The sequence below is a fragment of the Cupriavidus sp. BIS7 genome (assembly GCF_000292345.1).
Lineage (GTDB): Bacteria > Pseudomonadota > Gammaproteobacteria > Burkholderiales > Burkholderiaceae > Cupriavidus.
The window spans coordinates 76739-92538 of sequence record NZ_ALOU01000066.1 but is presented as its reverse complement, the minus strand read 5'-3'; the positions used below and the strand labels follow the sequence as shown (position 1 = coordinate 92538).

Sequence of the window (15800 nt, the reverse complement as noted above, 5' to 3'; positions counted from 1 at the left end):
CCCTCTCCCGCCTTGCGGGAGAGGGGAGAACCCAAACAAATTACTTCGAGTACACGTACACGCCACGGCCCGTCTTGCGGCCCAGATAACCAGCGGCCACCATCTCGCGCAACAGCATCGCCGGGCGATACTTCGAATCGGCGAACTCGGTGTAGAGCACTTCCATCACGGCGAGCATCGTGTCCAGGCCGATCATGTCGGCCAGTGCCAGCGGGCCGATCGGATGGTTGCAGCCAAGCTTCATGCCCTCGTCGATTTCTTCGGGCGATGCCAGGCCCTCGCCGAGCGCGCAGAACGCCTCGTTGATCATCGGGCAGAGAATGCGGTTGACCACGAAGCCCGGGCTGTTCCTGACCGTGATCGGGTACTTGCCCAGACGCTTGGCCAGGTCTTCCACGTCGGCGTGCGTCGCATCGCTGGTCTGCAGGCCGCGAATCACTTCGACCAGCGCCATCATCGGCACCGGGTTGAAGAAGTGCATGCCGATAAAGCGTTCGGCGCGCGACATGATGCCGGCCAGCTTGGTGATCGAGATCGACGACGTGTTCGATGCCACGATCACGTCCGGGCCAACGATGCCGTCGATCTGCTTCAGGATCTTGACCTTCAGGTCGTAGTTCTCGGTGGCGGCCTCGATCACGATATCGGCGCGCTTGAGATCTTCATACGACGTGCTGCCGTGGATGTGGGACAGCGCCGCGGCCTTGTCCGCCTCGGTGGCCTTTTCCTTCTTGATCAGACGATCGAGGCTGCCCGCCACGGTGGCGATACCCTTCTGCACCGCCGCGTCGTTGATGTCTACCATCACCACGTCGATGCCGACCACAGCGCAGGCCTGCGCAATGCCATTGCCCATCGTTCCGGCACCAACGATGCCCACTGTCTTGATTGCCATGTCTTCCTCTTACTTCGGTTGTTGCGGATTCGTAGAACCGGACCGGCTCAGCCCTTGAGCTTTGCCAGTGCGGCGATAACGCGCTCGGCATGTTGCCTGAGCACGTCCATGTTCTGTTGCTGGCGCGCGTGTCCGCGCAGCGGCTGGTCCAGGTAGCGCGGCACGATATGGAAATGGATATGCGGCACGGTCTGTCCGGCCGCCGCGCCGTTGAACTGGCTGATCACCAGGCCATCGGGCTGGAATGCATCGCGCACGCCACGTGCGACGATCTGCGTCGCACGGATCGCCGCGGCAGCGCCCGCTTCGGACAGGCCGAACAGGTCGACGGAGGGCTCCTTCGGCACGACGAGTGTGTGACCGTCGGATTGCGGCATGATGTCCATGAACGCAATCGTGTCGGCATCTTCATAGATCTTGAAGCACGGGAGTTCGCCGCGCAGGATGCGCGCGAAGATGTTGTTGCTGTCGTACTCGGCCTGCATGGATGTCTCGGATATTCAAGCGGAACGCTGAGTGTAGCCCCAGCGTCCCGCGCCGTGAACCGCTCCCACCCATTATTTCCTATGACGCAATTACATATTGCGCCGGTACTGCCCACCAACTTCGAACAGCGCGTGCGTGATCTGCCCTAGCGAGCACACGCGCACGGCGTCCATCAGCACGGCGAACACATTGCGGTTGTCGATCACGGCCTGGCGCAACCGCTCCAGCATCTGCCCAGCTTCCGCATCATGCGTCGCGTGGAACTCCGCCAGGCGGCCCAGCTGGCTCTGCTTCTCTTCCTCGCTCGAACGCGCCAGTTCCAGCTTTTGTGGCGTCGGGTCGCCATTCGGGTTGCGGAACGTGTTCACGCCGATGATTGGCAGCGTGCCGTCGTGCTTAAGTTGCTCGTAGTAAAGCGACTCCTCCTGGATCTTGCCGCGCTGGTAGCCGGTTTCCATCGCGCCAAGCACGCCGCCGCGCTCGGCGATGCGCTCGAACTCCTGCAGCACGGCCTCCTCGACCAGATCGGTCAGTTCCTCGATCAGGAAGCTGCCCTGGTTCGGGTTTTCGCACTTCGCCACGCCCCATTCGCGATTGATGATGAGCTGGATCGCCAGCGCACGGCGCACGGACTCGGCCGTCGGCGTGGTGATGGCCTCGTCATACGCGTTGGTATGCAGCGAGTTGCAGTTGTCGTAGATGGCAATCAGCGCCTGCAGCGTCGTGCGGATGTCGTTGAAGTCGATCTCCTGCGCGTGCAGCGAACGGCCCGACGTCTGGATGTGGTACTTGAGCTTCTGGCTGCGATCGTTGGCGCCGTACTTGTCGCGCATCGTCACGGCCCAGATGCGGCGCGCCACGCGGCCCAGCACGCTGTACTCGGGGTCCATGCCGTTGGAGAAGAAGAACGACAGGTTCGGCGCGAAGTCGTCGATGTGCATGCCGCGCGCCAGGTAGGCCTCCACATACGTGAAGCCATTGGCCAGCGTAAAGGCCAGTTGCGAGATCGGGTTCGCGCCGGCCTCGGCGATGTGATAGCCAGAGATCGACACCGAATAGAAGTTGCGCACCTGGTGGTGAACGAAGTACTCCTGGATATCGCCCATCACCTTGAGCGAGAACTCTGTCGAGAAGATGCAGGTGTTCTGGCCCTGATCCTCCTTGAGGATATCGGCCTGCACCGTGCCACGCACGTTCTGCAGCACCCACGCGCGGATCTTCGCTTCCTCGTCGGCGGTTGGCTCGCGCGCGTTGTCGGCACGGAAGCGGTCGATCTGCTGGTCGATCGCCGTGTTCATGAACATGGCCAGGATCGTCGGCGCCGGGCCGTTGATCGTCATCGACACCGACGTGCTCGGGTTGGTCAGGTCGAAGCCGTCGTAGAGGACCTTCATATCCTCGAGCGTAGCGATCGACACGCCGGAATTGCCCACCTTGCCGTAGATGTCGGGCCGCTCGTGCGGGTCTTCACCATAGAGCGTGACCGAGTCGAATGCCGTGGACAGCCGCTTGGCGTCCATTCCTTCGGATACAAGCTTGAAGCGGCGGTTGGTGCGGAACGCGTCGCCCTCGCCGGCGAACATGCGCGTGGGGTCCTCGCCCTCGCGCTTGAATGCGAACACGCCGGCCGTGTACGGGAAGCTGCCCGGCACGTTCTCGCGCATCAGCCACTTCAGGATCTCGCCGTCGTCCTCGAAGCGCGGCAGCACCACCTTGTGGATCTTCGTGCCGGATAGCGTGGTGGTCACCAGCCCGGTGCGGATTTCCTTGTCGCGAATCTTCACGACATATTCGTCGCCGCTGTAGGCCTGCCGCATCTGCGGCCACATTGCCAGCAGCTTGCGTTCGACGGCGCCGAGCGATGCGTCGCGTTCGGCGGCCAGCGTCTCGAGCGCCTCGCCATCCTGGCCGACGCCCTGCAGCATGTCATGCGCCGCGCGCAGTTGCTGGCGCTCGCGCGCCAGCCTGCTCTGCGCGACTACGCGGCGATGGTAGCCGCGCACGGTATCGGCCAGTTCCGCCAGGTACCGGCTGCGTGCTGGCGGCACGATCACGTTCTGGCCCGTGGAAATCCGGCCTTCGAGCACTGGCAGCACGCCGGGCTGCAACGACAGGCCGCGCGCGCGCAGCGCCTCCACCAGGCCCTGATAGAGCATGGTCACGCCATCGTCATTGAAGCGCGACGCCTGCGTGCCGTAGACCGGCATTTCCTCGGCGCGGCTGTGCCATTGCTCGCGGTTGCGCTGCACCTGCTTGGCCACATCGCGCCACGCGTCCTGCGCGCCCTTGCGATCGAACTTGTTGATGGCCACGAAGTCCGCGAAGTCGAGCATGTCGATCTTCTCGAGCTGGCTGGCTGCGCCGAATTCGGGCGTCATCACGTACAGCGACAGGTCGACATGCGGCACGATGGCAGCATCGCCCTGCCCGATGCCCGACGTCTCCACGATGACAAGGTCGAAGCGCGCGGCCTTGCAGGCGGCGATGACATCGGGCAGTGCCTGGGAGATCTCCGAGCCGGCCTCACGCGTGGCCAGCGAGCGCATGAAGATGTTCGGGTGATTGATCGCATTCATGCGAATGCGGTCGCCGAGCAGCGCGCCGCCCGACTTGCGGCGTGACGGATCAATCGAGATCACGGCAATCGACAGCGCATCCTGCTGGTCAAGCCGGAAGCGTCGGATCAGTTCGTCCGTCAGCGATGACTTGCCCGCACCGCCCGTGCCCGTGATGCCGAGCACCGGCGTGGCCGCCGTCTTCGCCTGCGCGTGCAGCGCGCTGACCAGCGCCGGCGCGGCCTTGCCGTTCTCCAGCGCGGTAATCAGTTGCGCCAGCGTGCGGCGATCGCCTGCTGCCACGGCGTCGAGCGCGGTGGGCGCGTAGCGCGTCAGGTCGATATCGCAGCGCTGCACCATGTCGGCAATCATGCCCGCCAGGCCCATGCGCTGGCCGTCTTCGGGACTGTAGATGCGGGCTACGCCATAGGCCTGCAGCTCGCGGATCTCGTCGGGCACGATCACGCCGCCACCGCCGCCGAACACCTGGATGTGCTCGCCGCCGTGCTCGCGCAGCAGATCGATCATGTACTTGAAGTATTCGACGTGCCCGCCCTGGTAGCTGGAGATGGCGATGCCCTGCACGTCTTCCTGCAGCGCGGCGGTGACAACCTCCTGCACGGAACGGTTGTGACCAAGATGGATGACCTCGCAGCCGTGCGACTGGAGGATGCGCCGCATGATGTTGATCGACGCATCGTGGCCGTCGAACAGCGACGCAGCTGTGACAAAGCGCACCTTGTTGGCCGGCCCGCGGCCCGGGGCTGCCTGCGGCTTGGCTGCCGCAGTCCTGCTCACATCGGAAAGATCAGTCATTGTCTCCACCGCTCTGTTATGTGGCTGGCTGCCATGCGCCGGCGGTTCTGACGACCGCACTGACGAGGGCCGGACGATTATATGACGTTTACGTTAACGTAAGGCAAGGTGCGGACCGGAATATCCGGTGCCATGGCGGCATCGTCGCACAGAGGGAAGATAGGGTGAAGCTGTCTGGAAGCGCGCGGACAAGCCCGAAAGCCCGCTACGGGGCCTCCGGGTCACAACGGTCGAAAGCTGGTCAGGCGCTGACCTGTGGGCAGTCGCCGAAGGCGTCGGTCTTGCGCTCGCCCCAGCGGCGCGCGAACTGGCGGGCGACGAAGGCGGCGCGGCGCATTGACCACGGCGCCGGGGATTCCGCCAGCATGAAACGCGCACCCGGCGCCTCGCCAGACAGCCAGACGCGTTCACCTTCGGGCAGGGCCATGACGTCGCCGGGACGCAGCCAGATATCGGCGATATGTCCTTCCACGGTCAGCCACAGCCGGCCTTCCAGTGCGGTGACGCTCTGGCCATGCCGGGCACGCCAGGTCACCGGATGGTCCGGTTCGTCGAGTTCGAAAGTCTTGAGTTCACGCATGGGGTTCTCCTTGTCATGCCGGCGCGGCGGAGAGGTTTGCGGGGGCGCTGCGCCACGCTTCCATTATTCATGCCGAGGTCTACAATCCCATGCACAGTTCCGAACAGTTTTCATTGAACTGTTCAGTAGTTTTTGCTGACAGTTGCCGCCCCCGCCGCATATGAGACTCGTACTCGACCCATCCACCGGCATTCCGCTGACCGAGCAGATCGTGCTGGCCGTTAAATCCTGGATCAGTTCGCGTGAGGCGCCGCCCGGCGCGCGGCTGCCGTCGATCCGGCAACTGGCCGCCGAACACGGCATCAGCCGGTTTCCGGTGATCGAGGCATACGACCGGCTGGTCTCGCAGGGATTGGTCGATTCCCGGCAGGGCTCGGGCTTCTACGTCGCGGACAGCACGCTGGCCGGGCGCAGCGGGCGCGGCTGGTCGGACCCGAGCCTGGCGGAAGACCTGTCGCTCCATATCATCGACCAGTTCCACCACCCAAGCGGTGCACTGAAACTCGCCGGCGGCTTCGTGCCCGAGGAATGGCGCGACGTGGAAGGCCTGACGCAGGCCATCCGCCATATCACGCGCCACGATATCGACAGCGTGATTCACTACGCCACGCCGCTGGGCCATCCCGAACTGCGCAAGCAGGTGCTGACGCGCGTGCGGCAGGTCGGCATCCAGGCCGAGCTGTCGCAGATCCTGATTACCGTGGGCGCAAGCCAGGCGCTGGACCTTGTGGCGCGCCACCTGCTCAAGCCCGGCGATACCGTCTTTGTGGAAGACCCCGGCTACTACAATCTGTTCGGCTTGCTGCGCATGCAGGGCGTGCAGCTGGTGGGCGTGCCGCACACGCCGAACGGCCCCGATCCGGAAGCCTGCGAACGGCTGCTGCGCGACCACAAGCCCAAGCTGTTTTTCACGAACAGCATCCTGCAGAACCCGACCGGCTCGACGTTGGCGCCGCCGGTGGCATTCCGCCTGCTCGAACTGGCGCGCAAGCACAACTTCCGTTTCGTGGAAGACGACATCTTCTCGGACTTCCAGCTGAACTTCACCGACCGGCTGGCCACGCTCGACCAACTCGAGCACGTGATCTACATCGGCGGGTTCTCGAAGACGGTGTCCGCAGCGCTGCGCGTGGGCTACATCGTGGCCGACAAGGCACTGGTCAAGGACCTGATCGACGTGAAGGTGCTGACCAGCGTGGCAGGCTCCCATTTCGCCGAGGCCGTCACCGCGACGATGCTGGAGCGTGGCAACTATCGCAAATACGTGGAGCGCCTGCGCGTGCGCACGCGCGAAGTAACCGCTGACGCGGTCAGAATCCTCGGGCAGTGCAATTGGGATGTGTTCTGCGAGCCGGCCGGCGGCAACTTCCTGTGGGCGCGCCCGCGCGGCATGGAAGACTCGCGCGAGCTGGTAACGCTGGCCCAGCACTACGGCATCGCGCTGGCGCCGGGCCACTTCTTCCGCCCCGGCGGCGAGACCACGGCGTGGGTGCGCATCAACTCGGCCTATGCGGGAGAGCCCCGCGCGCGCGCGTTCCTGGAGGACGCGGGCAGCCGCTGATCAGTCCTCGGCCTGGCCGCCGTGGTTATGCAGCACCGCGTTGCGGCGCGAATACGCGAAGTAGATCAGCAGACCAAGCGCGAGCCAGCACAGGAAGGCAATCCAGGTCAGTGCCTGCAGGTGGGCCATCAGGAACACGCAGAACCCCACGGCCAGCAGCGGTACCACCGGCACGCCCGGGCAACGGAACGCGCGCGGCAGATGCGGGCGCGTGTGGCGCAGGACCAGCGTTGCAACCGAGATCAGCGTGAACGCGGCCAGTGTGCCGATATTGATCAGCTCGGCCAGCACGTTCAGCGGCACGAACGCCGCGATCGCCGCGAACACGATGCCGACGGCCCACGTGGCCACGAACGGCGTGGCGTGCACAGGGTGCACCGTCGACAGCACCTCTGGCAACAACCCGTCGCGCGACATCGCAAAGATGATGCGCGTCTGTCCGTAGGTCATCACCAGGATCACGGTGGTCATGCCAAGGATCGCGCCCAGGTCGACAAACCCGGCCACCCAGTTCTGGCCCGCATACTGCAGCGCCAGCGACACCGGGTGATCGACGCCCTCGAATTTCGTGAAGGGCACGATGCCCGTCATGATGGCCGCCACGATGACATAGAGAATCGTGCAGACAGCCAGCGATCCGATGATGCCGATTGGCAGGTCGCGGCGCGGGTTGCGCACTTCCTCGGCCGCCGACGTCACTGCATCGAACCCGATGAACGCGAAGAACACCAGCGCGGCGGCATTGAACACGCCGGTCATGCCGAACGGCGCGAACGGCTGCCAGTTCGCGGGCTTCACGTGCCAGATACCCACGGCGATGAACAGCAGCACTACGCTGATTTTGATCGCCACCATCACGTTGTTGAGCCGCGCCGACTCCTTGACGCCGTACGACACGATCCACGTGATCGCCAGCATGATCAGGCAGGCTGGCAGGTTGAACAGCGTGTGCTCGCCGGGCACGGCCCCCGGCGCGGCGGTCAGCGCAGTGGGCAAGTGAATGCCGAAGCCGGCGATCAGTGACTGGAAATACCCCGACCAGCCCACCGACACCGCCGAAGTCGCCAGACCGTATTCCAGCAACAGGTCCCAGCCGATCATCCACGCCACGATCTCGCCGAGCGTGGCATAACTGTAGGTATAGATCGATCCCGATACGGGAATCGCGGAAGCAAATTCCGCGTAGCACAGCGCCGCAAACCCGCACGCCATGGCCGCGATCACGAACGACAGGGTCAGCGCAGGGCCGGCAGTCAACGCGCCCGTGCCCGTCAGCACGAAGATCCCCGTACCGATGATGGCGCCAATACCCATCAGCACCAGGTCAACCGGCCCCAGCACCTTGCGCAACCCGTCATGCTCGCTGACCTCCAGCATGGCTTCGATGTTCTTGGTGCGAAAGAGACTCATGAGGCGGCTCCGGGGATAGTCCGTGCATTGAATATAGGTTGTACAGAACCCGCCAGCGGCCTGGGGTGCACATCTTTTGAATGGCAGTCCCGCCGGCGGAAGGGCGCGATCATACTCGCAAAAGAAAAGGCGCCTCCGAAGAGGCGCCCCGATCGAGCTTGCCCGCGCAGCGCGCGGATGAAATTCTTACTTCGCTACCGGCATCGTGAACTCCGCGCCCTTGGCGATGCTGTCGGGCCAGCGCTGCATCACGCTCTTGTAGCGCGTGTAGAAGCGCACGCCTTCTTCGCCGTAGGCGTGGTGGTCGCCGAACAGCGAGCGCTTCCAGCCGCCGAACGAGTGCCAGGCCATCGGCACGGGAATCGGCACGTTGATGCCGACCATGCCGATCTGGATCTGCCGGGCAAACGCGCGCGCGATGCCGCCGTCGCTCGTGTAGCACGACACGCCGTTGCCAAACTCATGGCGGTTGATCAGGTCCACTGCCTCGGCGAAGTCATGCACGCGCACCACGGAAAGCACCGGGCCGAAGATCTCTTCCTTGTAGATCGTCATGTCCGGCTTGACGTTATCGAACAGCGTGCCGCCGACGAAGAAACCGTTGTCGTGGCCATCCACCTTGTGGCCGCGGCCGTCGGTCACCAGCTTCGCGCCTTCGGCGACACCCTTCGCGATATAGCCTTCGACCTTGGCCTTGTGGGCGGCTGTAACCAGCGGGCCCATCTCGGCGTCGGCCTCCATGCCGTTGCGGATCTTCAGCGAAGCAGCGCGCTCGGCCAGGCGCGGCACAAGCTTGTCGGCCACGTCACCGACGGCCACCGCGACCGAGATCGCCATGCAGCGTTCGCCAGCGGAACCGTAAGCGGCGCCGATCAGCGCATCCACGGCCTGGTCGAGATCGGCATCAGGCATCACCACGAGGTGGTTCTTCGCGCCGCCCAGAGCCTGCACGCGCTTGCCGTGCTTCGTGCCTTCCGTGTAGATGTATTCGGCGATCGGCGTGGAGCCGACGAACGACAGCGCCTGCACGTCAGGGTGCACCAGCAGCGCGTCAACAGCCACCTTGTCGCCCTGCACTACGTTGAACACACCGTCGGGCAGGCCGGCCTGCTTGAGCAGGTCGGCGATCAGCAGGCTTGGCGACGGGTCGCGCTCGGACGGCTTGAGCACGAACGTGTTGCCGCACGCCAGCGCCACCGGGAACATCCACATCGGCACCATGACCGGGAAGTTGAACGGCGTGATGCCGGCCACCACGCCCAGCGGCTGGCGCAGGTTCCAGTTGTCGATGCCGCCGCCGATGTTGTCCGTGAAGTCGGTCTTGAGCAGGTTGGGGATGCCGCAAGCAAACTCCACGACCTCGATACCGCGCGTGACTTCGCCCTTGGCATCGGAAAACACCTTGCCGTGTTCGCGCGTGATCAGCGCGGCCAGATCGTCATGGTGGCGGTCAAGCAGCTCCTTGAACTTGAACAGGATGCGGGCGCGGCGCAGCGGGGGCATTTCCGCCCACGCCGGGAATGCCGCCTTGGCGGCGGCGACAGCGGCTGCCACGTCATCGGCGGTACCCATGGCCACGCGTGCGGCCACCTCGCCCGTGGCGGGGTTGAATACGTCGGCAAAGCGGTCCGAGCCGGCATGGCGCACGGTACCGCCGACGTAGTGATGGATTTCGGCGATCTGCCGGTTTTCTGCGATGTTCACAGCGGTTTTCCTCTCTACTCTCTATGTCGTTGGGCAGGCTTACTTCACTTGCTGCAGGGCCTGCCTGACGGTGTCGAACATCTGGTCGATCTCAGCCTCGGAAATGATCAGCGGCGGCGAGAACGCCAGGATATCGCCGGTGTAGCGGACCAGCACGCCCAGCTCCAGGCATTTCAGGAACGCTTCAGAGGCGCGCGCGCCCGGAGCGCCGGGGCGCGATTCCAGTTCCACGCCAGCCACGAGGCCCAGGTTGCGGATGTCCTTCACATGCGGCGCGTCGCGCAGCGCATGCACGGCAGATTCGAACTTCGGCGACAGCTCGGCCGCGCGTTCGAACAGCTTTTCGCGCTTGTACAGGTCGAGCGTGGCAATGCACGCAGCCATGGCCAGCGGATGGCCCGAATACGTGTAGCCATGCGGCAGCTCGATGCCGCCCTGCGGCGTGGCGTTGATCACGGCATCGTGCACCTCGCGGCGCACCGCCACGGCACCCATCGGCACGGCGGCGTTGTTGATGGCCTTGGCCATCGTGATCAGGTCCGGCGTGACCTTCAGGCGTTCGGCGGCCGTGGCGGCGCCAAGGCGGCCAAAGGCGGTGATCACCTCGTCGAAGATCAGCAGGATGCCGTGCTTGCTGGTGATCTCGCGCAGCTTCTCCAGGTAGCCCACGGGCGGAATCAGTACGCCCGCCGACCCGGCCATCGGTTCGACGATCACGGCGGCGATGTTCGATGCATCGTGCAGCGCGATCAGGCGTTCGAGATCATCGGCCAGGTGCGCGCCCCATTTCGGCTGGCCCTTCGAAAACCCGGCCTCGGCAATGTTCAGCGTGGCCGGCAGATGGTCGGTGCCCGGCATCACGTTGGCCGACCACATCTTGCGGTTCGGGCCAATGCCGCCCACGCCCAGGCCGCCAAAGCCAACGCCGTGATAGCCACGCTCGCGGCCGATGATGCGCGTGCGCTGGCCCTCGCCACGCGCACGGTGATAGGCCAGCGCAATCTTCAGCGCCGTATCGACCGACTCGGAACCGGAGTTCGTGAAGAAGATGCGGTCCAGCCCTTGCGGCATCAGCGATGCCACCTTGGTCGCCGCTTCGAATTCCAGCGGATGACCCATCTGGAACGGAGGCGCGTAATCGAGCGTGGCCGCCTGCTGCGCAATCGCGTCGACGATTTCCTTGCGGCCGTGGCCGGCGGCCACGCACCAGAGGCCGGCACAGCCGTCCAGAACCTTGCGGCCGTCATGGGTCGTGTAGTACATGCCGCTGGCCGATGCCAGCAGGCGCGGTGCGGCCTTGTACTGGCGATTGGCGGTAAACGGCATCCACAGGGCTTCGAGATCGGGAATCACGGTCTTGGCGGCGTCCATACATTCTCCTGTTGGCGGGTGGTCGGGGCCGTACTCAATTAGTCAATCAGCCACGGATCGGGCAACTCTACCGGCGGGGGCTGGCATGAAGAATATACGGTCGCCAGATCGCCGCCTTACCGTACAGTTTAGTAACCCCTTACCGTACAGGTCTGCGGCGTCACCCCGGAACGGAAAAAGTCACTGGTGATACGCCAGGAGGCGGGATTCACGCTGCAACGCATCAATCCCGCAGCAGCCGCTACACTGTACAGGTTTCGAATCTTCGAGCACCGCATGCTCAACCTGAACCTAGTCCGCAGCCGCCGTGGCGGCGAAACCCTGACCGAACAGATCGTCGCCGGCATTGCCGCGCTGGTCGACCGCCGCGCGCTGCGCGCGGGCGCCTTGCTGCCCTCGGTCCGCCGCTTCGCCCAGCAGCACAACGTCAGCACCTTCACCGTCGCCGAGGCCTATGGCCGGCTGACCGCGCTCGGCTATCTGGCGGCGCGTCCGGGCTCCGGCTACACGGTGGCCCACCGGCATACCCCTGCCGGCCAAGCGCGCACGCCACACTGGGAAGCGCCGGGGCTCAATGCGGCCTGGCTGTTGTCCGATGTGTTTGCCGACCATTCAGTGCCGATCAAGGCTGGCGCGGGCTGGCTCCCCGGCGACTGGCTCAACGAGGAAGGCCTGCACCAGGCAATGCGCAGTGCGGCGCGCGTGCCAGCGGCGCAGGTCTCCGGGTATGGGCATCCGTATGGCTTTGGCGCGCTGCGCGAGCACATCGCGGTCCACCTGAGCCAGTACGGCATCCCCGTGCAATCGCAGCAGGTGGTGCTGACCCAGGGCGCCACGCAGGCGCTGGATCTGGTGGTGCGTACGCTGCTGCGGCCCGGCGACACAGTACTGGTCGAATCACCGTGCTACTGCAACCTGCTGCAGATCCTGCGGCTGGCGGGCCTGCGCGTCGTTGGCGTGCCGCGCACGGCCGCTGGCCTCGATACGGACACGCTCGACGACGCCATCCGCCTGCACGCGCCACGCGCGCTGTTCGTCAACACCGTATTGCAGAACCCGACCGGCGCCAGTCTGACCAGCATGAATGCATTCCGCGTGCTGCAGCTTGCCGAGCAACATCGGCTGCTGGTGGTGGAGGACGATATCTATCGGGAACTGGCGCCGGCGGGTTCGCCGATGCTGGCGGCAATGGACGGCCTGTCGCAGGTGGTCTACGTGAACGGCTTCTCAAAGACGATCACGCCGTCACTGCGCGTAGGCTACCTGGCTGCCAGCCCCGATCTGGCCAAGGCCTTCACACGCACGAAAATGGCCGTGGGGCTGACCTCGCCGGAAGTCACCGAGCGGCTGGTGTACTCGGTGCTGACCAGCGGGCACTACGGCAGGCACGTGGCAGCACTGGCCGAGCGGCTACGCGCGCAGCAGGATCATGTGACGGAGACAATGGAAGCGCACGGGCTGGAGGTACTGCTGCGGCCCGAGGGCGGGATGTTCACATGGGCGCGCCTGCGGGAAACCGACGCGCCGAGGCTATCGGGCAACCAGTTGGCCACACTGGCGCTGGAGCACGGCATCTGGCTGGCGCCGGGGTCGTATTTCGAGCCCGGCGAAGCAGACTCGCCATGGATTCGCTTCAATGTGGCGACCAGCGATGCGCCGCAACTGTGGGAGTTCTTCGACGCGGTGCGCAGCGGCCGGGGCGCCATGGCCCGGGCCGCCTAGCTTGTGATGCTGCCCGCTCAGAACCTGTAGCGGACGTAACCGGTGTAGAGATTGGTGCCCGGGTTCGGTTCCTTGATCCCGGCATTGGAGATGTGCTGGAAACGGAAACCGACTTCAGTCGCGGCGTTCTTGCCGAAGCCCACACCCAGGCCAACCATGTCGCCGAACTGGAACGCGGTGCTGAAGTTGTGCTGGTCGGACGTCGACGTATGGGTCAGCAGGCGCAAACCCACGCCAGCTTCGAGATACGGCACGAAGTAGGCGCCGCGTTTTTCCACACGGAAGATAGGCGTCAGGCCAAACTCGGTCAGGTTCTGGCGGTTGGTGCCGCTACGTGAATCCCAGAATCCAAGGTTGGCTTCCGCCTGCAGCCTGAACAGCCAGCCTTCGGGGTTGCCATACTGGATCGGCGTGTTGAAGTTGACGGCGATCTCGTACTTGTTGATGCCGTGCCCGGGATCACGCGCGAACGCCCCCTGCACGGCGGGGTGCGCCCAACCAACCAGTTCGTCGGCACAGGCAGCCGAACTGGCACCCGCCACCAGCGCGGCGGCCACCAGGGCACGTAGGGAAATCAGTTTGCGGAAGATAGAAGCGGAATGCATGCGGCGTTCTTGTTGTTCCGTCTTCATGTTTTTGGGCATGAAAGATAGATTGGCTCGGCAACGGACATCGATGGGACTGCATCAACTGCCATGCCGGCCGAGGCACTTCTCCGCGCCGGGCGGTCAGGCCCAGAGCCGTTCCACCAGCCAACTTGCAGCAACGCAGATTCCTAGCCAGACGGCAAGACAGCTTGCAATAAAACGGTACGTCATTGTGAAAATTAACAGCAGATCGGTGGTTCTGAGGGAATTTTTGCTGCGCATTATACATCCATTCATGAATGTATGTAAGCGCCCCAGTGCCACAAGCATGGCATGGCAACTTCCGACTCATCAGAGAACCGCCAGGCCGCCATCATGCCAGCGTAGGAGAAACCCTGCATAGCGGAGGTTAAACATGAGTATCAAAAAATTTGGAGATGCGGGGAGGCGGGGTGTGATGGGGAGATAGCGCGAGGTGGGATGTTGAACGGCTTGCCCTCTCCCCCGGTCCCTCTTCCGCCTTGCGGGAGAGGGAGAAAAACACTGGTAAATCAGCCGGTTCGGAAGTTATCCACGCAGGAACGGGAACACTTCGGCCAGCAGTTGCTCGGGAATTTCCTCGGCGATGTAGTGCCCGCATGGCAGCGCGTGGCCGGTAACGCGGCGCGCTACCTTGCGCCATTCTTCGAGTGGCTGAAAACACTTTCCGACCGCGCCGTCGGCCCCCCACAACGCCAGCATCTCGCATTCGATCATGCGGCCCGCCTCGATGTCTGCCCGATCGTGTTCAAGGTCGATACCCGCGCTGGCGCGATAGTCCTCGCACAGTCCATGCGCCGCGCCGGGCTGCCTGAGGCCGCGCAGGTACTCGGACAGCGCCTCCTCCGTGAACGGCGCAAGGCCGGCGCTGCGGCTGCCCATGGTCTGGCGCAGATAGAGCTCGGGGTCGGCTTCGATCAGCGTCTCCGGAAACGGCGCCGGGCGGATCAGGAAGAACCAGTGATAGTAGGCCCGCGCGAATGCCTCGTTGGTCTGCGCGTACATCGCCAGCGTCGGCGCGATGTCGAGCGTCACGAGCTTTTCGACAGCCTGTGGATGATCGACGGCCAGCCTGTGGGCCACGCGCGCGCCGCGGTCGTGCGCGAGCACGCGGAAGCGTTCGAAGCCAAGCGCGCGCATCACCGCAAGCTGGTCCGCCGCCATCGTGCGCTTGCTGTAGTTGCTGTGGTCCGGCAGGCCGGTTGGCTTGTCGCTGTCGCCATACCCGCGCAGATCGGTGGCCACCACTGTGAAATGCCGCGCCAGCTCGCCCGCCACCTTGTGCCAGATCACGTGGGTCTGCGGATGGCCATGCAACAGCAGCAACGGCGGCCCTTCCCCGCCGACCACCGCGTGGATCGTCACGCCATCGTGATCAACGCGGTGCGTCGCGAATCCTTCAAACATGGTATCTCTCCCGAATCAGCCAGCCATGCGGCCGAGCCGTGTCATGGTAGTCGCGGCCACATCGCGCAGCCAGGGGTTGTCCGCATGATGCCGGCGCGTGAACGCGGCAATCGCATCGGCGTGGGTCAGCGACATGCCGATAACATCAAGCCCGAGCCGGAACATGTCGAAGTGGCGCGGCGACAGCGAGAACGCGGCCGTGACATCGCCCGCGCATACCGTCATCGCGGCCAGATCGATACGGATGGATTCGGGCGCCGCCGGGTCGCTCACCGCGGCCATGATCTTGTCGACATCGGTCTGCGGAAGCATCACCAGCAACAGCCGGTTGTTCATCGCATTCGAGTAGAAGATCTCGCCAAAGCTCGGCGCAATGACCGCGCGGATGCCGTACTGCTGCAGCCCCCATACCGCATGCTCGCGGCTGGAGCCGCAACCGAAATTCGGCCCGGCCACAAGCACGCGCGTGTCGCGCCACGCAGGCTGGTTCAGCACGAAGTCCGGGCGCGGCATGCCGTTGCCATCAAAGCGCATGTCGTAGAGCAGCCCGTGGTCGAGCCCCGCCTTGTCGATGCCGCGCAAGAACTGCTTGGGCATGATCTGGTCCGTATCGAGGTTCGGCAGCGGCAGCGGCGCGCCGATGCCCTCGATCGCCTCGATCATCTTG

Annotated in this window: 12 protein-coding genes; 2 read left to right on the top strand and 10 right to left on the bottom strand. The window is 64.5% G+C overall.

Annotated elements, in window-relative coordinates:
* Positions 1-40: 40 nt before the first annotated feature.
* The 4 genes from B552_RS0121660 to B552_RS0121645 form a co-directional block, all read right to left on the bottom strand.
* Positions 41-895 carry a 3-hydroxybutyryl-CoA dehydrogenase gene (locus B552_RS0121660; RefSeq protein WP_019451153.1) on the bottom strand — a complete coding sequence of 285 codons (855 nt, stop codon included), beginning with the start codon at positions 893-895 and terminating at the stop codon, positions 41-43.
* A gap of 47 nt (positions 896-942) precedes the next feature.
* A complete protein-coding gene (locus B552_RS0121655) occupies positions 943-1380 on the bottom strand; it encodes an HIT family protein (RefSeq protein WP_019451152.1) in 438 nt (145 codons plus the stop codon).
* 90 nt (positions 1381-1470) lie between these two features.
* Complete coding sequence (icmF, locus tag B552_RS0121650) at positions 1471-4752, bottom strand: fused isobutyryl-CoA mutase/GTPase IcmF (RefSeq protein WP_019451151.1); 3282 nt, start codon at positions 4750-4752, stop codon at positions 1471-1473.
* Positions 4753-4993: 241 nt separating this feature from the next.
* A complete protein-coding gene (locus B552_RS0121645; RefSeq protein ID WP_019451150.1) occupies positions 4994-5332 on the bottom strand; it encodes a DUF2917 domain-containing protein in 339 nt (112 codons plus the stop codon).
* Positions 5333-5492: 160 nt separating this feature from the next.
* Between B552_RS0121645 and B552_RS0121640 the strand changes: the two genes are divergently transcribed.
* Positions 5493-6893 carry a PLP-dependent aminotransferase family protein gene (locus B552_RS0121640; RefSeq protein WP_019451149.1) on the top strand — a complete coding sequence of 467 codons (1401 nt, stop codon included), beginning with the start codon at positions 5493-5495 and terminating at the stop codon, positions 6891-6893.
* Here B552_RS0121640 and B552_RS0121635 read toward each other — a convergent pair whose 3' ends face one another.
* The 3 genes from B552_RS0121635 to B552_RS0121625 all read right to left on the bottom strand — a co-directional run bounded on the left by B552_RS0121635 (position 6894) and on the right by B552_RS0121625 (position 11378).
* Entirely contained in the window at positions 6894-8303 is a 1410-nt protein-coding gene (locus B552_RS0121635) for an amino acid permease (RefSeq protein WP_019451148.1), read from the bottom strand. It lies immediately after the preceding gene.
* Between the two features lie 186 nt (positions 8304-8489).
* Positions 8490-10007: a CoA-acylating methylmalonate-semialdehyde dehydrogenase gene (locus tag B552_RS0121630; RefSeq protein ID WP_019451147.1), complete on the bottom strand. Its 1518-nt coding sequence runs from the start codon at positions 10005-10007 to the stop codon at positions 8490-8492.
* A gap of 39 nt (positions 10008-10046) precedes the next feature.
* Positions 10047-11378, bottom strand: coding sequence for an aspartate aminotransferase family protein (locus tag B552_RS0121625; protein ID WP_019451146.1), 1332 nt, complete (start codon positions 11376-11378; stop codon positions 10047-10049).
* 276 nt (positions 11379-11654) lie between these two features.
* Here B552_RS0121625 and B552_RS0121620 point away from each other — a divergent pair, with 276 nt between their 5' ends.
* Entirely contained in the window at positions 11655-13100 is a 1446-nt protein-coding gene (locus tag B552_RS0121620; protein WP_026035913.1) for a PLP-dependent aminotransferase family protein, read from the top strand.
* A gap of 17 nt (positions 13101-13117) precedes the next feature.
* On the opposite strand, the gene B552_RS0121615 is transcribed toward B552_RS0121620, so the two are convergent.
* The 3 genes from B552_RS0121615 to leuD form a co-directional block, all read right to left on the bottom strand.
* Positions 13118-13705 (bottom strand): acyloxyacyl hydrolase, encoded by a 588-nt coding sequence (locus B552_RS0121615; protein WP_051003606.1) that lies wholly within the window; start codon positions 13703-13705, stop codon positions 13118-13120.
* Positions 13706-14254: 549 nt separating this feature from the next.
* Positions 14255-15133 carry an alpha/beta hydrolase gene (locus tag B552_RS0121610; RefSeq protein WP_019451143.1) on the bottom strand — a complete coding sequence of 293 codons (879 nt, stop codon included), beginning with the start codon at positions 15131-15133 and terminating at the stop codon, positions 14255-14257.
* 15 nt (positions 15134-15148) lie between these two features.
* A complete protein-coding gene (gene leuD / locus B552_RS0121605; protein ID WP_085958791.1) occupies positions 15149-15796 on the bottom strand; it encodes a 3-isopropylmalate dehydratase small subunit in 648 nt (215 codons plus the stop codon).
* Positions 15797-15800 lie beyond the last annotated feature (4 nt).

Excerpts from the sequence above, each read along its gene's own strand:
- B552_RS0121660 (WP_019451153.1), bottom strand. The coding sequence starts at position 895 with ATGGCAATCAAGACAGTGGGCATCGTTGGTGCCGGAACGATGGGCAAT.
- B552_RS0121655 (WP_019451152.1), bottom strand. The coding sequence starts at position 1,380 with ATGCAGGCCGAGTACGACAGCAACAACATCTTCGCGCGCATCCTGCGC.
- icmF (WP_019451151.1), bottom strand. The coding sequence starts at position 4,752 with ATGACTGATCTTTCCGATGTGAGCAGGACTGCGGCAGCCAAGCCGCAG.
- B552_RS0121645 (WP_019451150.1), bottom strand. The coding sequence starts at position 5,332 with ATGCGTGAACTCAAGACTTTCGAACTCGACGAACCGGACCATCCGGTG.
- B552_RS0121640 (WP_019451149.1), top strand. The coding sequence starts at position 5,493 with ATGAGACTCGTACTCGACCCATCCACCGGCATTCCGCTGACCGAGCAG.
- B552_RS0121635 (WP_019451148.1), bottom strand. The coding sequence starts at position 8,303 with ATGAGTCTCTTTCGCACCAAGAACATCGAAGCCATGCTGGAGGTCAGC.
- B552_RS0121625 (WP_019451146.1), bottom strand. The coding sequence starts at position 11,378 with ATGGACGCCGCCAAGACCGTGATTCCCGATCTCGAAGCCCTGTGGATG.
- B552_RS0121620 (WP_026035913.1), top strand. The coding sequence starts at position 11,655 with ATGCTCAACCTGAACCTAGTCCGCAGCCGCCGTGGCGGCGAAACCCTG.
- B552_RS0121615 (WP_051003606.1), bottom strand. The coding sequence starts at position 13,705 with ATGCATTCCGCTTCTATCTTCCGCAAACTGATTTCCCTACGTGCCCTG.
- B552_RS0121610 (WP_019451143.1), bottom strand. The coding sequence starts at position 15,133 with ATGTTTGAAGGATTCGCGACGCACCGCGTTGATCACGATGGCGTGACG.
- leuD (WP_085958791.1), bottom strand. The coding sequence starts at position 15,796 with ATGATCGAGGCGATCGAGGGCATCGGCGCGCCGCTGCCGCTGCCGAAC.